Consider the following 17,077-nt stretch of genomic DNA (forward strand, 5'->3'; position numbering starts at 1 on the left):
TTATACCTTCAGCTTTTCGCCGGTCAGGCGTTCGATGGCTTCGAAATACTTGGCCTGAGTTTTGTCGATGACGTCGGCCGGCAGCGCTGGCGCCGGTGCGGTCTTGCCCCAATCGGTCAGGGTTTCCAGGTAGTCGCGCACGAACTGCTTGTCGAACGACGGCGGCGAGATGCCGACGGCGTAGGAATCGGCCGGCCAGAAGCGCGACGAGTCGGCGGTCAGCACTTCGTCCATCAGGTGCATGACGCCGTTGTCGTCCAGGCCGAATTCAAACTTGGTGTCGGCGATGATGATGCCGCGCGAGGCGGCGTATTCCGACGCTTCGGTGTACAACTTGATGGCGACATCGCGCATTTTGGCAGCCAGTTCGGCGCCGATGCGGGATTCCATGTCTTCAAAGCTGATGTTCTCGTCATGCTCGCCCAGGTCGGCCTTGGCGGCTGGCGTGAAGATCGGCTGTGGCAGCTTTTCCGCCTGCTGCAGGCCTTCCGGCAGCTTGATGCCGCAGATCGAACCGGTAGCCTGGTAATCTTTCCAGCCCGAGCCGATGATGTAGCCGCGCACCACGGCTTCCACCATGATCGGCTTCAGGCGCTTGGCGACCACGGCGCGGCCCTTGACCTGATCCACTTCGTCGGCGGCAACCACGGACTCTGGCGCAACGCCGGTCAGGTGGTTCGGCACGATGTGGCCCAGCTTCTCGAACCAGAAGTCGGTCATCTGGTTCAGTACCTTGCCTTTGCCGGGAATTGGTTCATTCATGACAACGTCGAAGGCCGACAGGCGATCGGAGGTAACGATGAGGATTTTGTCATCGCCGACAGCGTAGTTGTCGCGGACTTTGCCATGACCGAGGAGTGGCAGGGACTTGATGGAAGACTGGTAGAGGCTGTTCATAGCAGGGGAATGTAATGAAAAAGCAAAAACCGGCGACAGAGGAATGCTCGATCGCCGGTCGAAAGAGTCGGATTGGTCCGTAAGACCAACCCGTTCCAAAACAGAATTTTACTTCACAATCTGGGACAGCTCGCCGGCTTTGTAGCGCTCAGCCATTTTTTCCAGTGGAATTGCCTTGATTTTCGACGCCTGGCCTTCGCAGCCGAAGGCCTGGAAACGGGCGCGAACGATTTGTTCGGCGGCCGCGCGGGCTGGCTTCAGGAAGTCGCGTGGATCGAATTTCGAAGGATTCTCGAACAGGAATTTACGGGTTGCCGCAGTCATCGCCAGACGGATGTCGGTGTCGATGTTGATCTTGCGCACGCCGTGACGGATGCCTTCCTGGATCTCTTCCACCGGCACGCCGTAGGTTTCCTTCATGTCGCCGCCGAATTCGCGGATGATAGCCAGCAGTTCCTGCGGCACCGACGACGAGCCGTGCATCACCAGGTGGGTGTTAGGAATGCGGGCGTGGATTTCCTTGATGCGGTCGATTGCCAGGATGTCGCCGGTTGGCTTGCGGGTGAACTTGTAAGCGCCGTGCGAGGTGCCGATGGCGATCGCCAGCGCATCGCACTGGGTGCGTTGCACGAAGTCGGCGGCTTGCGCCACGTCGGTCAGCAGCTGTTCGCGGGTCATCAGGCCGTCGGCGCCGTGGCCGTCTTCCTTGTCGCCCTTCATGGTTTCCAGCGAACCGAGCACGCCCAGTTCGGCTTCCACCGTCACGCCGATGGCGTGCGAGAACTTGACCACTTCTTTCGAGACGTCGACGTTGTACTCGTACGACGCCACCGACTTGCCGTCGGCTTCCAGCGAACCGTCCATCATCACCGAGCTGAAGCCCGAGCGGATGGCGGCCATGCAGACCGCCGGCGACTGGCCGTGGTCCTGGTGCATGACGACCGGGATGTGCGGGTAGGCTTCGATAGCGGCGTCGATCAGGTGACGCAGGAACGCTTCGCCGGCGTATTTACGGGCGCCGGCCGAAGCTTGCATGATCACCGGTGCGTTCAGCGCATCGGCGGCAGCCATGATGGCCTGCACTTGTTCCAGATTGTTGACGTTGAACGCAGGGATGCCATAGCCGTTTTCAGCAGCATGGTCCAGCAGTTGACGCATGGATACGAGGGACATGGTAACTCTCCAAAAACAATAAAAAAACCTGTCACCGGTCCGTCGTCATCCCCGACGACCGGTTAATTAACTAAATTCGCCGACCTTGACGATCTTCAGCGCGTTGGTGCCGCCGACCTGGCCCATCGGGGAACCCGAGGTCACAACGATCAGATCACCCTTCTTGACCACGCCTTGCGCGACCAGCAGCTCTTCAGCCTGCTTCAGCACGGCGGCACTGCCACCTTCCTGAAGCAAATTGTATGCCTTCACGTTGCGGTACAGCGCCACTTTGCGCAAGGTGGTGGTCGAAGGCGTCAGCGCGAAAATCGGCGTATCGATGTTGTGACGGCTCATCCACAGCGCGGTCGAGCCGGACTCGGTCAGCGCCACAATCGCCTTCACCGCCAGGTGGTGCGCGGTGAACAGCGCGCCGTAGGCGATCGACTGGTCGATGCGAGTGAAGGTCGCATTGAGGAAGTCGGCATCCAGCTTGTTGTACTCGGACTGCTCGGCTTCCACGCAAATGGCGGCCATCATTTCAACGGTTTCGATCGGATAGCGGCCCGATGCGGTTTCGGCCGACGTCATCACGGCGTCAGTACCGTCCAGCACGGCGTTGGCCACGTCCGATACTTCGGCGCGGGTCGGCACGGCGTTGAAGATCATCGACTCCATCATTTGGGTCGCGGTAATCGCCAGCTTGTTCGACTCGCGCGCCATGCGGATCATGCGTTTTTGCAGCGCCGGCACGGCGGCGTTGCCCACTTCCACCGCCAAGTCGCCACGGGCAACCATGATGCCGTCGGAGGCGTCGAGGATCTCCTGCAACAGCGGGATCGCTTCGGCGCGTTCGATCTTGGCGATCATCATCGGCTTGTGGCCGTAGGCGTCACCGGCGATATTCGCCAGCTGGCGCGCCATTTCCATATCGGTTGCGCTTTTCGGGAACGAAATCGCCAGGTAATCGGCCTGGAAACTCATTGCCGTCTTGATGTCTTCCATGTCCTTGGCGGTCAGCGCCGGCGCGGTCAGGCCGCCACCCAGACGGTTGATGCCCTTGTTGTTGGACAGCTCGCCGCCGATTTTGCAGACGGTGTAAATCTCGCTGCCCACCACTTTTTCCACCACCAGCACGATCAGGCCGTCGTTCAGCAGCAGCTGGTCTTCCGGACGCACGTCCTGCGGCAATGCCTTGTAGTCCAGGCCCACGCGTTCCTGGTTGCCCAGTTCGCCGTTCTCGCCCCACTTGGCGTCCAGGATGAACTTGTCGCCCTTGGCCAGTTCGATCTTGCCCTGCTCAAACTTGCCGACGCGGATTTTCGGACCCTGCATATCCGCCATGATCGCCACTTCGCGGCCGCACTCGGCAGCCGCCTCGCGCACCAGACGGGCGCGGTCGATGTGGTCCTGCGCCTTGCCGTGCGAGAAGTTCAAGCGCACGACATCGACACCGGCACGGATCATCTTGACCAGTACGTTGAAGTCGGTAGAAGCTGGGCCAATCGTGGCGACAATTTTGGTGCTACGAGACATAGTATTCCTTAGCAGTAGGTCATGCGAACAGTTCCCGCGCGGCGCGGAAACCAGGGTTTATTGCGGTTAAGACATCAAATCTGTAGGTTTTGCTACAGATTTGACACCCCTCCCAGGCATTACCTGGATTCTACTGTTAATTTGCTACAAAGCACGACCGTGCTATTCCTCTTACTGGGCGGCGCGCTGGGTCAGGATCTGGACCGCCGGCAGGGTCTTACCTTCCAGGAACTCCAGGAAGGCGCCACCGCCGGTGGAGATGTAGCCGATCTGCTCGCCGATGTTGTACTTGGCAATCGCGGCCAGCGTGTCGCCGCCGCCGGCGATCGAGAACGCCTTCGATTGGGCGATGGCCAGCGCCAGCGTCTTGGTGCCTTCGCCGAACTGGTCGAACTCGAACACGCCGACCGGGCCGTTCCACACCACGGTGCCGGCGGCAGCGATCTGCGCGGCCAGCTGGGCGGCGGTCTTCGGACCGATATCCAGGATCATGTCGTCGTCGGCCACATCGGCCACGTCTTTGACGGTGGCGACGGCGGTTGGCGAGAATTCCGTGGCGCACACCACGTCGACCGGAATCGGCACTTGCGCGCCGCGCTTGGCCATGATGTCGATAATGGCCTTGGCTTCATCGACCAGATCGTTTTCCACCAGCGACTTGCCAATGTTCAGGCCGACAGCCTTCATGAAGGTGTTGGCGATGCCGCCGCCGACGATCAGGTTATCGACCTTGTCGGCCAGCGCCTTCAGGATCGACAGTTTGGAGGAAACTTTCGAGCCGGCGACAATCGCCAGCAGTGGACGGGCCGGGGCGCCCAGCGCCTTGCCCAGCGCGTCCAGCTCGGCGGCCAGCAGCGGGCCGGCGGCGGCGATAGGCGCAAACTTGGCGATGCCGTGCGTCGAGGCTTCGGCGCGGTGCGCGGTGCCAAAGGCGTCATTGACGTAGATGTCGCACAAAGCGGCCATTTTCTGCGCCAGTTCGTCGCTGTTCTTCTTTTCGCCCTTGTTGACGCGGACGTTTTCCAGCAGCACTACCTGGCCGGCTTGCAGGCCTTCCAGGCCGGCGCCGTCCACCCAGTTCTGCTTCAGCTCAACCGGCTGGCCCAGCAGCTCGGACAGGCGCTGGGCGACTGGCGCCAGGCTGTCTTCCGGCTTGAACTCGCCCTCAGTCGGACGGCCCAGGTGGGACGTGACCATGACCTTGGCGCCGGCGGCAACTGCTGCCTTAATGGCAGGAACGGAAGCGCGGATGCGCGTATCTTCGGTGATATTGCCCGCATCGTCCTGTGGCACGTTCAAGTCGGCGCGAATGAAAACGCGTTTGCCTTGCAGCGCATTTTGATCGATGAGGTCTTGCAGACGGATGAAGTTCAGAACAGCGGACATGGCTACCCAAAGTCGAGTTGGAGGAAGAGCGCTATTCTACCGCAAGCCGGAGTTGATTTTTCTGTTATTAAGTTACAGAAATCAGCCTTAATGCCGTGAAGAAAGCCATGCCGAATATGATGGTCTCCAGCATATTGCGTCGCAGCAAATAATAGATGGTGGCGACGATCCCGGATACCAGTTTCAGATTGCTGGCGTCCAGCACCGGCTGGCCGTCGGCGGCCAGGATCAGGTCCGGCGCCACAATCGCCGCCAGCGCGCAGGCCGGCGCATAGCGCAGCATCTCCTGCACCCGCTTGGGGATGGTGATGCGATGGCCGACCAGCCAGAACGAGCTGCGCGTGGCGGCGGTGGCCAGCGCCAGCACCAGGATTACCAGCCAGATTTCCCAGTCAGCCATGTTTAGTCCTCAATTTCTCCACGGTCTCACCGACCAGCATGGCACTGAGCATACCGGCGAGAACCGCCGCCAGCAGGCCCAGCTTGTACGGCAACCCATGCGCCAGCACCGATACGGCGCCAGCCACCAGCACGCCGCACAGCGCCGGCCGCCCCGCCGTCAACGGGATCATCACGCAAATAATCGCCAAGGTGCCGGCAAAACTCAGGTTCCACTCCGGCGGCACCACGCTGCCGAGCAATACGCCCACAATCGAGCCGATCTGCCACGAGGCCCAGTTGGGGTACAGCAAGCCCTTCAGGTACGACAGCTTGCCGACCTCGGGCGCCGACGACGGGTATTTTTGCAGGAACAGCGCCACGGAAATGTCGCCCGACACATAGCCCAGCGTCAGGCGCTGGCGCCACGGCAGGTGGGAAAAATGCGGCGCCAGCAGCGCCGAAAAGATCACAAAGCGCAGATTGACCACTAGCGCGGTGGCGAAAATGACCCAAATCGGCGCATCGGCCGCGATCAGCGGCAAGGCCGCCAGCTGGGCCGAGCCGGCAAACACCACCAGCGTCATGCCCAGCGCCTGCGGTATCGTCAGGCCGGACTTGACCATGGCGATGCCCACCACCAGACCCCAGGCACCAATCCCGAACAGCGACGGCATGCCGGTCTTGAGGCCGGCGCGCCAGGACGGTTCGTGGTGGGTCGCGACGCAGGGGGCTGCGGCGGCAGGGCTGGATTCAATCATGGGACAGTTGTGGCATTCCTGCCACAGGGTGGGCCGGACCGGGGTTGTAGAGGCGCTATTTTACCGACGATTTTTGCCAACTGCGCGAATCCGTTAAAATCGTGGTTTTCTCTTAGCCATCCGGAGCCACAAGAAATGACCAATCCACACACCGCCGCCGCCGCAGTTGAACTCGATGGCAAAGATCTGCCGGCCCACTGCCCTAACCCGGCCATGCCGCTGTGGTCGTCGCACCCGCGCGTGTTCCTGGAATTCGACGCCCACGGCGTCGCCAAATGCCCGTACTGCGGCACCGCCTACAGCCTGAAGCCAGGCACCGTGGTCGGCCACCACTAATCTCCTCCCTCGCCCACCATGCCAGCCAAGAAAACGCACAACGGCAGCGCCGCTGAAACCGAAACGGCCTTCTACGACGCCCTCAACCGCGCCGACCTGGAAGCGCTGATGGCCTTGTGGGCGGATGACGACGAGATCGTCTGCGTGCATCCGGGCGGCGTGCGCCTGATCGGCCATGCGGCCATCCGCGCCTCCTGGTCCGCCATCCTCGAACACGGCGGCCTGCACATCCTGCCGTCGCAGCTGCACGAGACCCATACGCTGATGAGCTCGGTCCACGTGGTGATCGAGGGTGCCACCGCCGCCAGCGGCGAGCCGGCACACCTGATCGCCACCAATGTGTACGCGAAAACGCCGAAAGGCTGGCGCATCGTCCTGCATCATGTATCGATCGCACCGGGACCGGCGCCGCAGGATACGCACAGCCAGATCCTGCATTAAAGCCGTCGTGAAGTACACCGCACCGTTCTGGCTGCCTAGCGGCCACCTGCAAACCATCTATCCGGCGATTGCCATCAGCAAGCCGGCGGTGCGCTTCCGGCGCGAACGCTGGGACACCCCGGACGGCGACTTCATCGACATCGACTTTGTCGACGGCCAGCCGGGCCAGCCTTTGGTGGTGCTGTTCCATGGACTGGAAGGCTCGTCCGACAGCCACTACGCGCGCGCGCTGATGGCCGACGTGCAGGCACGCGGCTGGTCCGGCGCGGTGCCGCACTTTCGCGGCTGCTCCGGCGAAGCCAACCGCGCACCGCGCTTCTACCACTCCGGCGACGCCGCCGAGATCGACTGGATCGTGCGCCGCCTGCACGCCCGGCGCCAGGCGGCCGGCAGCAGCGGCAAGTTCTACGCCGCCGGCGTCTCGCTGGGCGGCAACGCGCTGCTGCGCTGGTTGGGCGAATCGCAGCACCAGGCCGAGTTTGTCGATGCGGCCTGCGCCGTGTCGGCGCCGCTGGACCTGGCGCAAGGCGGCGTCTCGCTGTCGAGCGGATTCAACATGATCTACACGCGCATGTTTTTGCAAACGCTGAAACCGAAATGCGTAGCAAAACTACAGCAGTTTCCCGGCCTGTTCGACCTCGACGCCCTGCATGCCGCGCGCGATCTGTACGCCTTCGACAATGTCGTCACGGCGCCGCTGCACGGCTACCGCAACACCGACGATTACTGGAACCGCGCCAGCGCCAAGCACGTCCTGAGCGACATCACCGTGCCGACGCTGGTGCTGAATGCGAAGAACGATCCCTTCCTGCCGGGCCGCCACCTGCCGCAGCGTGCGTCATCGCGCGTGGTATTGGATTATCCTGAGCACGGCGGCCATGTCGGCTTTGCCGTCGGCGGGCCGCCGGGCCGCATCAACTGGCTGCCGAGCAAACTGATTCACTTCCTCGAACAACATGGATGACATCGTCAAACAGGCGCTGGCCAAATGGCCCAATGTGCCGCACTGCTACGGCTGGCTGGGGCTCGACGCGCGCGGCAACTGGCGCATGCGCGACGAACGCGCGCAGCACCTTAATCTGCCGGGCGACAAACTGACCAATGCGGCGCTGGTCGGCTTCATCACGCGCAACTACGCGGCCGATGAGCGCGGCTGCTGGTATTTCCAGAACGGACCGCAGCGCGTGTATGTGCAGCTCGAAGCGACGCCGTACATCGTCCGTACCGATCCTGCGGATGGCTGGCGGCTGCACACCGGCGCGCCGCTGGGCACGCCAGAAGCGGCCTTCATAACCGAGGCCGGGGCGCTGGTGCTGCGCCATGGCGACATCGTCACGCAATTGGATGACCGCGATTTCGCCGACGTGCTGCCGCAGCTGCGCCTGGATGGCGCGCCGGTGGCGGACGAAGTCTTGCTGGAATGGCTGGAAGGCGGCGCGGCTGGCGCGCTGAGCCTGGATGGTACGGCGGTGGAACGCATCGCCGCCGATCAGCTGGCGACGCGTTTCTGCTATGTCAGCGTACCGACCCCGGCGACTGCATAGGATCGGTGGCCTTGCGCAGGCGGTCGAACGGACTGGTGTAGGAATTATTGAACGGATCGTCCTTGTTGTCCTTGCCGTCCTTATCCGACTTCATCTCCAGCTTGAACGCCGAGCCTGAAAGGGCCATCTCCTTCTTGCCCCGGTCGGCCAGGTCTTCGCGGCGGCGTGCCTGCCACTCGCGTTCGCGCGCATCGATCAGCGACTGGTCGTAGAACGACGCATCCGGCGCCTTGCGCGCATAACCCAGCTGATCCAGCGCAGCCATCACGCCGCCTTGCAGGTTGTACGACTCGGCCAGCGCAATGTGCTGCAGCGCCAGCTTGCCCTGCTTGGAATACACCTGCGCCAGCAAATCGTAGGCTTCGATATCTTCGCGGTACAGCTGCACTTGGTCGCGCAGGTAAGCGCCGGCCTCGTCCAGCTTGCCGGCAGCGAGCAACGCTTCGCCATACTGATGCGCAATGCCGCGCGACAGCGGGAATTTGAGGTGCGCCGCTTCCGCCTCGGTGGCGGCCTTGGCCAGCATCTCTTTGTTTTCAGTCTGCGCCAGCTTGATCTCGATTGAGGTCGCGGCAAAAATCGACTCCGCCTTGCTGCGCGGCGAAGCGCCGAACACGCCGGCCGGCGGCGGCTTGTTGACCGTCTCGCGCGCCTGGTCCAGCCATTTCTGCGCGGCGTCGGTGTCGCCTTGTTTCATGGTCAGGAACGCCATACCGTACTGGCCGGCAGCCTTCTGCTGCCAACTGTCCTGCAAAATCTGGCCCTGGAAGAACTGCTTGGTTTCGCTGTAGCCGTTGGCGCTCTGGTCTTGCAGCACGCGCGCGCGCGAACGCACCAGGAAGAAGTCCAGGCTGTCCTGGCGCTGCTTGTACGGCTGCGCGCGGATACGCGCCTGGATATCGGCGATGCGCTCGCTGGTCAATGGGTGAGTCAGCAGCCAGGCCGGCACCAGATCGCTGTAATTGCGCGTGGAAGCCTGCATCTGCTGGAAGAACGCCACCATGCCCGACGGATCGAAACCGGCCTCGCCCATGATCTGGAAACCGATGCGGTCGGCTTCACGCTCGGCGTCGCGGCCGAAGTTCAGCTGCCGCTGGATCGCCAGGCCCTGGCCGCCGAGGAACACGCCCATGGCCGCATCGCCGCCGCCCTGGCGCGCCGTCAGCGCCGCCAGGATCATCGCCGCCAGCGGGATCAGCGCATCCTGCTTCTGCTGGCCGATGGAGCGGGCAATGTGCCGCTGCACCACGTGGCCGACCTCGTGGCCCAGCACCGACGCCAGCTCCGACTCGCTCTGCGCCTGCAACAGCAGCGCCGAGTGGACCGCGATGAAGCCGCCTGGCAGCGCGAACGCATTCAGCTGCGGATCGCGCACCACGAAGAAGAAATAATCGTACTTGGCCTCGCCGCGCGCGCCCGGACGGGCGTCCACCAGCACGTTGCCGAAGTTGTTCATGTATTCGAGGATGGGGCCATCGTCGAGGTAATCGCGGTCGCGGCGGATATCGCGCATGATTTCCTCGCCCAGCTTGCGCTCCATCAGCGGCGACAAATCCTGGCTTTCCGTGCCGCCGAGCGCGGGCAGGTTGGGAATCTTGGCAGGCGCGAGACCAGTCTGCGCCATAGCCATCGGCATGGCGATCAGCAGCGCGGCGGCAACGGCGCGCATGCGGCCAGAGTAAGAGGAGCGTTTAGCATTCACGGTGATATGATACCCGCAACTCGGGTATGAAAACTGAGGGACACATTATGAATCATTTTAAGCTGCAACCATGACCACCGATCACCTGACCCATTTCGACGCCACCGGACAAGCCCACATGGTGGATGTCGGCGCCAAAGCCGAGACCCACCGCATCGCACTGGCCAGCGGTTCCATCCGCATGAAACCGGAGACGCTGGCCATCATCCTGAGCGGCACCGCCAAGAAAGGCGACGTGCTGGGGATTGCCCGCATCGCCGCCATCATGGCCTCCAAACGCACCAGCGACCTGATCCCGTTGTGCCACCCGCTGGCCCTGACCCGGGTGGCGGTCGACTTTGTAACCGACGTCGAAAATTCTTCGGTGCACTGCAAGGCGCAAGTGGAAACCTACGGCAAGACCGGCGTAGAGATGGAAGCACTCACTGCGGTGCAAGTCGGCTTGCTGACTGTGTATGACATGTGCAAAGCCGTGGATCGCGGCATGGTCATGAGCGATATCCGCGTGATGGAAAAGCACGGCGGCAAGTCGGGCGACTGGAGCGCGACGAGTTAAGCCGGGTACCTCCTCTTCATGACCAATCCGCAATGTGTTGTATTGCTTGATTGTCACATTTCGTTGGCGCGCATATAATTAATGTCGCAGGAACAATTTTCTGACGGTATTGTCACCGTAGTCATTTTGCGCCACATAGAAAGAGTTTGATGAGCAGCAACCCTCCGCCGAGCGAAGCCAAGACTCAGGAATACGAGTTTGAGCAAATGAACCTGCAAGTAGGCGGCAGGATACAGTTCATCACCCATCGCACCATCAAACCCATCCAGCACTTCTCAACGCTGATCGGCTGGGTCAAAGATGAGTACATGATCGTCAAGGTGCCGTTTGAGAACAATGCACCGATCGCGCTCAACGAGGGCGACAAGCTGACGATCCGCGTGTTTTCCGGCGTGAACGTGTGCTCGTTCGCCTGCGTGGTGCAGCGGGTGTTTCCGCGCCCGCTGTTTTATGCGCACCTGAGTTTCCCGGTGTCGATCCAGGGCACCAGCCTGCGGGCGGCGATGCGGGTCAAGGTGGATATTCCGGCGCAGGTGACGACGCCGTCCGGCGCCACTTCGGTGTTCCTGGTCAACCTGAGCGTGTCGGGTGCGCTGATCGAGTCGCCCAAGCAGTTGTCCGAGGGCGAGGCGCATGTGGGGCTGTCGTTCTATCTGATTGCCCAGCCCGGCAACCGCCAGGTGCGCGTAAATCCGAATGCGACCATCCGCAATATCAATGTGGTCAAGCCGGCGACCGGCGACAAGCCGGAGGTGTTCACCTACGGCGTGCAGTTCGTCGACCTCGATCCGGTGCATTACACCATGCTGCAAAACCTCACCTACGAAGCGCTGATCGCCGACCGCCAGAAGATCGTTTAAGCGGACGAAAAAAACCCGGCCAGCAGCCGGGTTTTCGCTAACGAAGGACAACTTATTGGCTGGCAGCGGCAGCGTTGTTTTTCTGCAGGGCGGCAATCGCAACGGTGTTGGTTGCGGTGGTGGTGACATCCCATTTGACGTTGGAAGCACCGGCTGCAATCGTCGGGGTGAAGATCACGGTATTGTTGTCGATATCTTTGCCCACGCCAGTGTTAAAGGTGCCGGTAATTACCCCTGCGGCGACAGCAACAGACTTCAGTTCTTTGGTTGGCGTGAAGACCGGCACGCCATTCGCGCCGCTGTTGCAGTTGGCGAAGTCGCCGCCGGCTTCCTGTGCGCACAGCGCCACGCCGGTTTTGATCGAATCAACCGACGACATGGTCGTCGCCATCTTGGTTTTCACGGTGTAGTCGCTGTACTGCGGAATCGCGACGGCGGCCAGGATGCCGATAATGGCGACCACGATCATCAACTCGATCAGGGTGAAGCCGGCTTGTGCTTGTTTCTTCATCATTTTCATGGATTTCATTTTGCGACTCCTAGGGGGTGTGATTACATTGTTGGGTGACACATCCCTACTAGTGCAATTGGTGTGCCAGCCCATTTTTGCCTAAATTTTCAGCAAAACCCACCCAAAACTGCCATTTTTTGTCAGCCCGATGCGCCGCAATTTGTCAGCCTGTCCACGACTGACAAAATTTGTCAGGCCACGCGGAAGGTCATTTGCGTACCACTTAGGTCGATGACGTCGCCGTCGCTGAGGCGTTCAGCCACCTGCCGGTCCAAGGCTGTGCCGTTGAGCAGCGGCGCCAGTTCGCCTTCGGTATGGGTAATCGTATAGAACTGCGGATGGCGGTGGATCACCACCACCTGCACGCCGGCCCGGCCCAGCGTGGTCTGCGGCTTGGTCAACGCCACATGCTTGCCGGCATTCGCGCCGTTCAGCACCGACAATTCGGCCAGCACCGGCTGCGCCGCCGCCAGCGGACGCACGCCGTCCGCCACAAACGCCAGCTGGAATTTGGCCATCTTGATGGCGTCCTGATGTTGCAGGAAATGCTTGCCGATGCGGTGACCGTTGACGAAGGTGCCATTGGTGCTGTGCAAGTCTTCCAGGAAAGAGTCGTCGAGGATGGTGACGATGACCGCATGTTCGGCGCTGATGGCCGGATGGTTCAGCACGATGTCGTTGCGCGGATGCCGGCCCAAGGTCATGCGCTCCTTGCTCAGTTGCACCTGCTGCTCTGGTTGTCCGTCACGCGAGATGAGGAGCTTGGCCAATCGGGTCTCCGGCAAAAAATAAAGGGGAGCACATGGCTCCCCTTTATTATTCCACAACTAGGCGGATGGAAATTACAGCATTGCTTTCAGCAGGCGTGCCATTTCCGATGGGTTTTTGGTCACGGTGATGCCGCAAGCTTCCATGATTTCCAGTTTGGCTTGTGCGGTGTCCGCGCCGCCCGAGATCAGCGCGCCGGCGTGGCCCATGCGCTTGCCTGGAGGAGCGGTAACGCCGGCGATGAAGCCAACCACCGGTTTTTTCATGTTGTCTTTGATCCAACGGGCTGCATTGGCTTCGTCTGGACCGCCGATTTCGCCGATCATGATGACCGCATCGGTATCAGGATCTTCGTTGAACATGCGCATCACGTCGATGTGCTTCAGACCGTTGATTGGGTCGCCGCCGATACCAACTGCCGACGATTGGCCCAGGCCCAGTGCGGTCAGCTGACCCACTGCTTCATAGGTCAGGGTGCCCGAACGCGACACGACGCCGATACGGCCCTTCTTGTGGATGTGACCTGGCATGATGCCGATCTTGATTTCGTCAGGGGTGATCAGGCCTGGGCAGTTAGGGCCCAGCAGCAGGGTCTTCGAACCCGCTTTAGCCATACGGTCCTTGATTTCCATCATGTCGCGGACTGGAATGCCTTCGGTGATGCAAATTGCCAGGTCCAGGTTGGCTTCAACAGCTTCCCAGATCGCAGCAGCGGCGCCAGCTGGCGGCACGTAGATGACCGACACGGTGGCGCCGGTTTCCGAAGCGGCTTCTTTCACCGAACCGAAAATTGGAATGCCTTCGAAGTCTTCGCCGGCTTTCTTCGGGTTTACGCCTGCTACGAAGGCGTTTTTGCCGTTCGCGTAGTCGCGGCACATGCGGGTGTGGAACTGGCCGGTTTTACCGGTGATACCCTGGGTGATGACTTTGGTGTCTTTGTTGATCAGAATAGACATATCGGTTCCTTAATTATTTACCAGCAGCTGCGGCAACAACGCTCTTGGCTGCGTCTTCCATCGTGTCAGCAGCGATGATTGGCAGACCGGAGTCAGCCAGCATCTTCTTGCCCAGATCTTCGTTGGTGCCCTTCATGCGGACCACCAGCGGTACTTGCAGCGAAACTGCTTTCGATGCGGTGATCACGCCTTCGGCGATCACGTCGCAACGCATGATGCCGCCGAAGATGTTGACCAGGATGGCTTTCAGGCCTGGGTTTTTCAACATGATCTTGAAGGCTTCGGTGACTTTCTCAGCCGTGGCGCCACCGCCGACGTCCAGGAAGTTGGCCGGCTCGCCGCCGAACAGCTTGATGGTGTCCATGGTCGCCATGGCCAGACCGGCGCCGTTCACCAGGCAGCCGATGTTGCCGTCCAGCGAGATGTAGGCCAGGTCGAATTTCGATGCTTCCACTTCAGCTGGATCTTCTTCGTCCAGATCGCGGTAAGCGACGATTTCTGGTTGACGGAACAGGGCGTTGGCGTCGAAGTTGAATTTCGCGTCCAGAGCGATGATCTTGCCCGAACCGGTCACGATCAGCGGGTTGATTTCGGCCAGCGACGAATCGGTTTCCCAGTAGGCTTTGTACAGGCCTTGCAGGTTGGTCACGGCATCAGCGATCGAACCTTCTGGCACGCCGATTTTTGCAGCGATGGCAGCAGCGTCAGCGTCGGTCAGGCCGACGGCTGGATCGATGGCGATCGAGTGGATTTTTTCTGGGTGGGACTCGGCAACTTCTTCGATGTCCATGCCGCCTTCCGACGAGGCCATCAGCACAACGCGCTGGGTCACGCGGTCGGTCACCAGCGATACGTACAGTTCTTGTTTGATGTCCGCGCCTTCTTCGATCAGCAGGCGACGTACTTTTTGGCCTTCTGGGCCGGTCTGATGGGTGATCAGCTGCATGCCCAGGATCTGGTCAGCGTATTCTTTAACTTGTTCCAGCGACTTGGCAACTTTCACGCCGCCGCCTTTACCACGGCCACCGGCGTGGATTTGAGCTTTCACAACCCAGACTGGGCCGCCCAAGGTTTCAGCAGCTTTCACTGCTTCTTCAACGGACAGGCACGGAATGCCGCGCGGTACCGTCACTCCGTATTTTCGGAGGATTTCTTTGCCTTGATACTCATGGATTTTCATGCTGGCTTCCCTTCTGATGCTGATGTGTATAAATCGGTTGAATGATTAAGCAGATAATGTTGCTACGCGCTACCCGGTGCTGCTTTGTCCACCCAGCGCGGGTAAAACTTCGCCACTGCGCTGGCCAGGCCGTGCAGGGTGAGGAATCTTGTAGTGCAAATCGGTGTTTGATGCAGAGGGGTGCCGCCAATAGTCCGCACACCATCCCGGTTCGGGATAGGGGTTGCGCGCGAGGACCGCAGCGCACGTCGGATAACTGGAGTTAACAGGGACATAAGATCGATACCGCTCTCGCGGCATGTAATTAGTTAGCAGCCTGGCGCATTTTCTCTTACTAAAAATGCACGTTGCCGCAGCTTCTACGGACAACCACCGCACCCGCGGTGCTGCAAAAACCCGCAAAGTTTAGCACACCCCGCACCGGCTGGATACTCAGTCGTCGAGATCAGCGCCTTTGATGACCTTTTGCACGGTGCGTTGCGAGAAGCCGCGCTGCAACAGAAAGCGAATTTGCTTATGTCGATCCTGTGGATCATTTGCCACGATGCCGAACTTGCGCTGCCAGATGTCGCGGGCGCGTTCGATCTCGGTGTCGGCCAGATTGGATTTGAGTTCTTGCAGGGCTTCGCCATTGACGCCGTGGCTTTGCAGTTCGGCGACAATGCGGCTATTACCGTACCGGGCGGCACGGCGGTGGATCAGCGCTTCGGAGAAGCGCTCTTGCGACAGCCAGTTGTTTTTTTCCAGCAGGTCGAGCAGGGCATCGACGTCGTCGCCCTCTTCGGCATACTTGGACAGCTTGCGCGCCAGTTCCAGCCGGCTATGCTCGCGCATCGAGAGATAGCGCAGCGCACGGGCTTTCAGGCTAAGTGGGGGTGTTCGCATAGATACCGTCGCTCCCGCGCAGGCGGGAGCCGATACAACGCTGACTCAGCATGGGTTCCCGCCTGCGCGGGAACGACATGCTTAGGCCGCGTCGGCTTCCGGCTTGGCTGGCTTCAGCTTGACCACGGTGGTGTCGGCGCCAGCCAGTGGCGGCAGCGCGCGCACGCCCAGCGATTCACGCACCTTGTTTTCGATTTCCCACGCCAGCGCCGGACGCTCTTGCAGGAAGATACGGGCGTTGTCCTTGCCCTGGCCGACGCGTTCGCCGTTGTAGCTGTACCACGAGCCCGACTTCTCGACGATCTTGGCTTCCACGCCCAGATCGAGGATTTCGCCTTCGCGCGAGGTGCCGGCGCCGTACAGGATGTCGAAGTGCGCTTCCTTGAACGGTGGCGCGATCTTGTTCTTGACGACCTTGACCTTGGTTTCGTTACCGATCACCTCGTCGCCCGATTTGATCGAGCCGGTGCGGCGGATGTCCAGGCGCACCGAGGCGTAGAACTTCAGCGCGTTACCGCCGGTGGTGGTTTCGGGCGAACCGAACATCACACCGATTTTCATACGGATCTGATTGATGAAGATCACCAGGGTGTTGGTGCGGTTGATCGAACCGGTCAGCTTGCGCAGGGCTTGCGACATCAGGCGTGCTTGCAGGCCCGGCAGCGAGTCACCCATGTCGCCTTCGATCTCGGCGCGTGGCGTCAGCGCGGCGACCGAGTCGACCACCACCATGTCGACCGAACCGGAACGGACCAGCGCGTCGCAGATTTCCAGCGCTTGTTCGCCGGTGTCCGGCTGCGAAATCAGCAGCTCGTGCAGGTTGACGCCCAGTTTTTGCGCGTAGCCGACGTCCAGCGCGTGCTCGGCGTCGATGAAGGCGCAGGTGCCGCCTAGTTTTTGCATCTCGGCGATGGTTTGCAGGGTCAGCGTGGTTTTACCCGACGACTCAGGGCCGTAGATTTCTACGACGCGGCCGCGCGGCAGGCCGCCGACGCCCAGCGCCACGTCCAGGCCCAGCGAGCCGGTCGAGACCACTTGCACTTCTTCGATAGGGGCACTGGCGTCCATGCGCATGACGGAACCCTTGCCGAATTGCTTTTCGATCTGGGCCAGCGCAGCTGCCAGCGCCTTGGCTTTTTCAGATGCAGGTACTACGCCTTTTTTGTCGTCCATAATGTGCTTTCAGCCAGTGAGGTTGTTCAATACAGGTAGCACTGTATAAAAAAAC

General features: G+C 60.9%; 19 protein-coding genes. 6 read left to right on the plus strand and 13 right to left on the minus strand.

Annotated elements, in window-relative coordinates:
• The 6 genes from GTP69_RS08150 to GTP69_RS08175 all read right to left on the minus strand — a co-directional run bounded on the left by GTP69_RS08150 (position 1) and on the right by GTP69_RS08175 (position 6,110).
• The gene (locus GTP69_RS08150; protein ID WP_161054415.1) at positions 1-897 is read right to left on the minus strand and encodes a phosphoribosylaminoimidazolesuccinocarboxamide synthase; all 897 of its coding nucleotides are present in this window, start codon (positions 895-897) and stop codon (positions 1-3) included.
• A gap of 108 nt (positions 898-1,005) precedes the next feature.
• The gene (gene fba / locus GTP69_RS08155) at positions 1,006-2,070 is read right to left on the minus strand and encodes a class II fructose-bisphosphate aldolase (protein WP_161054416.1); all 1,065 of its coding nucleotides are present in this window, start codon (positions 2,068-2,070) and stop codon (positions 1,006-1,008) included.
• A 66-nt stretch (positions 2,071-2,136) separates the two neighbouring features.
• Complete coding sequence (gene pyk / locus GTP69_RS08160; RefSeq protein ID WP_161054417.1) at positions 2,137-3,585, minus strand: pyruvate kinase; 1,449 nt, start codon at positions 3,583-3,585, stop codon at positions 2,137-2,139.
• A 171-nt stretch (positions 3,586-3,756) separates the two neighbouring features.
• Complete coding sequence (locus GTP69_RS08165) at positions 3,757-4,971, minus strand: phosphoglycerate kinase (RefSeq protein WP_161054418.1); 1,215 nt, start codon at positions 4,969-4,971, stop codon at positions 3,757-3,759.
• Positions 4,972-5,038: 67 nt separating this feature from the next.
• Positions 5,039-5,371 (minus strand): AzlD domain-containing protein, encoded by a 333-nt coding sequence (locus tag GTP69_RS08170; RefSeq protein ID WP_161054419.1) that lies wholly within the window; start codon positions 5,369-5,371, stop codon positions 5,039-5,041.
• Positions 5,364-6,110, minus strand: coding sequence for an AzlC family ABC transporter permease (locus GTP69_RS08175; protein WP_161054420.1), 747 nt, complete (start codon positions 6,108-6,110; stop codon positions 5,364-5,366). Before GTP69_RS08175 ends, GTP69_RS08170 begins: the two co-directional genes overlap by 8 nt.
• A gap of 135 nt (positions 6,111-6,245) precedes the next feature.
• Between GTP69_RS08175 and GTP69_RS08180 the strand changes: the two genes are divergently transcribed.
• From GTP69_RS08180 to GTP69_RS08195, 4 genes are read left to right on the plus strand one after another with little or no spacing between them, the layout of a single operon-like run.
• Positions 6,246-6,446, plus strand: a complete 201-nt coding sequence (locus GTP69_RS08180) for a zinc-finger domain-containing protein (protein WP_161048995.1) — start codon at positions 6,246-6,248, stop codon at positions 6,444-6,446.
• An 18-nt stretch (positions 6,447-6,464) separates the two neighbouring features.
• Complete coding sequence (locus GTP69_RS08185; protein ID WP_161054421.1) at positions 6,465-6,887, plus strand: YybH family protein; 423 nt, start codon at positions 6,465-6,467, stop codon at positions 6,885-6,887.
• Between the two features lie 7 nt (positions 6,888-6,894).
• The gene (locus tag GTP69_RS08190; protein ID WP_161054422.1) at positions 6,895-7,851 is read left to right on the plus strand and encodes a YheT family hydrolase; all 957 of its coding nucleotides are present in this window, start codon (positions 6,895-6,897) and stop codon (positions 7,849-7,851) included.
• Complete coding sequence (locus tag GTP69_RS08195; protein WP_161054423.1) at positions 7,844-8,431, plus strand: DUF2946 family protein; 588 nt, start codon at positions 7,844-7,846, stop codon at positions 8,429-8,431. Before GTP69_RS08190 ends, GTP69_RS08195 begins: the two co-directional genes overlap by 8 nt.
• Here the strand turns inward: GTP69_RS08195 and GTP69_RS08200 are convergent.
• Positions 8,403-10,100 (minus strand): beta-barrel assembly-enhancing protease, encoded by a 1,698-nt coding sequence (locus tag GTP69_RS08200; RefSeq protein ID WP_161054653.1) that lies wholly within the window; start codon positions 10,098-10,100, stop codon positions 8,403-8,405. The two genes, GTP69_RS08195 and GTP69_RS08200, sit on opposite strands and share 29 nt — an antisense overlap.
• A gap of 103 nt (positions 10,101-10,203) precedes the next feature.
• Between GTP69_RS08200 and moaC the strand changes: the two genes are divergently transcribed.
• Complete coding sequence (moaC, locus tag GTP69_RS08205; protein WP_161054424.1) at positions 10,204-10,689, plus strand: cyclic pyranopterin monophosphate synthase MoaC; 486 nt, start codon at positions 10,204-10,206, stop codon at positions 10,687-10,689.
• 149 nt (positions 10,690-10,838) lie between these two features.
• Positions 10,839-11,549, plus strand: a complete 711-nt coding sequence (locus GTP69_RS08210; RefSeq protein ID WP_161054425.1) for a flagellar brake protein — start codon at positions 10,839-10,841, stop codon at positions 11,547-11,549.
• A 52-nt stretch (positions 11,550-11,601) separates the two neighbouring features.
• Here GTP69_RS08210 and GTP69_RS08215 read toward each other — a convergent pair whose 3' ends face one another.
• The 6 genes from GTP69_RS08215 to recA all read right to left on the minus strand — a co-directional run bounded on the left by GTP69_RS08215 (position 11,602) and on the right by recA (position 17,022).
• Positions 11,602-12,078 carry a pilin gene (locus tag GTP69_RS08215; protein WP_161054426.1) on the minus strand — a complete coding sequence of 159 codons (477 nt, stop codon included), beginning with the start codon at positions 12,076-12,078 and terminating at the stop codon, positions 11,602-11,604.
• 173 nt (positions 12,079-12,251) lie between these two features.
• Positions 12,252-12,830: an FHA domain-containing protein gene (locus tag GTP69_RS08220; protein WP_161054427.1), complete on the minus strand. Its 579-nt coding sequence runs from the start codon at positions 12,828-12,830 to the stop codon at positions 12,252-12,254.
• A 72-nt stretch (positions 12,831-12,902) separates the two neighbouring features.
• Positions 12,903-13,784, minus strand: a complete 882-nt coding sequence (sucD, locus tag GTP69_RS08225; protein WP_110845362.1) for a succinate--CoA ligase subunit alpha — start codon at positions 13,782-13,784, stop codon at positions 12,903-12,905.
• Positions 13,785-13,797: 13 nt separating this feature from the next.
• Complete coding sequence (gene sucC, locus GTP69_RS08230) at positions 13,798-14,964, minus strand: ADP-forming succinate--CoA ligase subunit beta (RefSeq protein ID WP_110845363.1); 1,167 nt, start codon at positions 14,962-14,964, stop codon at positions 13,798-13,800.
• A 432-nt stretch (positions 14,965-15,396) separates the two neighbouring features.
• A complete protein-coding gene (gene recX / locus GTP69_RS08235) occupies positions 15,397-15,849 on the minus strand; it encodes a recombination regulator RecX (RefSeq protein WP_110845364.1) in 453 nt (150 codons plus the stop codon).
• A gap of 81 nt (positions 15,850-15,930) precedes the next feature.
• On the minus strand, positions 15,931-17,022 hold the full coding sequence (gene recA / locus GTP69_RS08240) for a recombinase RecA (RefSeq protein ID WP_110845365.1): 1,092 nt from the start codon (positions 17,020-17,022) through the stop codon (positions 15,931-15,933).
• Positions 17,023-17,077: the final 55 nt, after the last annotated feature.

Origin of the sequence: Duganella levis (genome assembly GCF_009857605.1) — a bacterium.
GTDB lineage: Bacteria > Pseudomonadota > Gammaproteobacteria > Burkholderiales > Burkholderiaceae_D > Rugamonas > Rugamonas levis.

Excerpts from the sequence above, each read along its gene's own strand:
- pyk (WP_161054417.1), bottom strand. The coding sequence starts at position 3,585 with ATGTCTCGTAGCACCAAAATTGTCGCCACGATTGGCCCAGCTTCTACC.
- fba (WP_161054416.1), bottom strand. The coding sequence starts at position 2,070 with ATGTCCCTCGTATCCATGCGTCAACTGCTGGACCATGCTGCTGAAAAC.
- moaC (WP_161054424.1), top strand. The coding sequence starts at position 10,204 with ATGACCACCGATCACCTGACCCATTTCGACGCCACCGGACAAGCCCAC.
- GTP69_RS08195 (WP_161054423.1), top strand. The coding sequence starts at position 7,844 with ATGGATGACATCGTCAAACAGGCGCTGGCCAAATGGCCCAATGTGCCG.
- recX (WP_110845364.1), bottom strand. The coding sequence starts at position 15,849 with ATGCGAACACCCCCACTTAGCCTGAAAGCCCGTGCGCTGCGCTATCTC.
- GTP69_RS08170 (WP_161054419.1), bottom strand. The coding sequence starts at position 5,371 with ATGGCTGACTGGGAAATCTGGCTGGTAATCCTGGTGCTGGCGCTGGCC.
- GTP69_RS08210 (WP_161054425.1), top strand. The coding sequence starts at position 10,839 with ATGAGCAGCAACCCTCCGCCGAGCGAAGCCAAGACTCAGGAATACGAG.
- GTP69_RS08180 (WP_161048995.1), top strand. The coding sequence starts at position 6,246 with ATGACCAATCCACACACCGCCGCCGCCGCAGTTGAACTCGATGGCAAA.
- GTP69_RS08200 (WP_161054653.1), bottom strand. The coding sequence starts at position 10,100 with ATGCGCGCCGTTGCCGCCGCGCTGCTGATCGCCATGCCGATGGCTATG.
- sucC (WP_110845363.1), bottom strand. The coding sequence starts at position 14,964 with ATGAAAATCCATGAGTATCAAGGCAAAGAAATCCTCCGAAAATACGGA.
- GTP69_RS08215 (WP_161054426.1), bottom strand. The coding sequence starts at position 12,078 with ATGAAATCCATGAAAATGATGAAGAAACAAGCACAAGCCGGCTTCACC.
- GTP69_RS08150 (WP_161054415.1), bottom strand. The coding sequence starts at position 897 with ATGAACAGCCTCTACCAGTCTTCCATCAAGTCCCTGCCACTCCTCGGT.
- recA (WP_110845365.1), bottom strand. The coding sequence starts at position 17,022 with ATGGACGACAAAAAAGGCGTAGTACCTGCATCTGAAAAAGCCAAGGCG.
- sucD (WP_110845362.1), bottom strand. The coding sequence starts at position 13,784 with ATGTCTATTCTGATCAACAAAGACACCAAAGTCATCACCCAGGGTATC.
- GTP69_RS08175 (WP_161054420.1), bottom strand. The coding sequence starts at position 6,110 with ATGATTGAATCCAGCCCTGCCGCCGCAGCCCCCTGCGTCGCGACCCAC.
- GTP69_RS08165 (WP_161054418.1), bottom strand. The coding sequence starts at position 4,971 with ATGTCCGCTGTTCTGAACTTCATCCGTCTGCAAGACCTCATCGATCAA.
- GTP69_RS08185 (WP_161054421.1), top strand. The coding sequence starts at position 6,465 with ATGCCAGCCAAGAAAACGCACAACGGCAGCGCCGCTGAAACCGAAACG.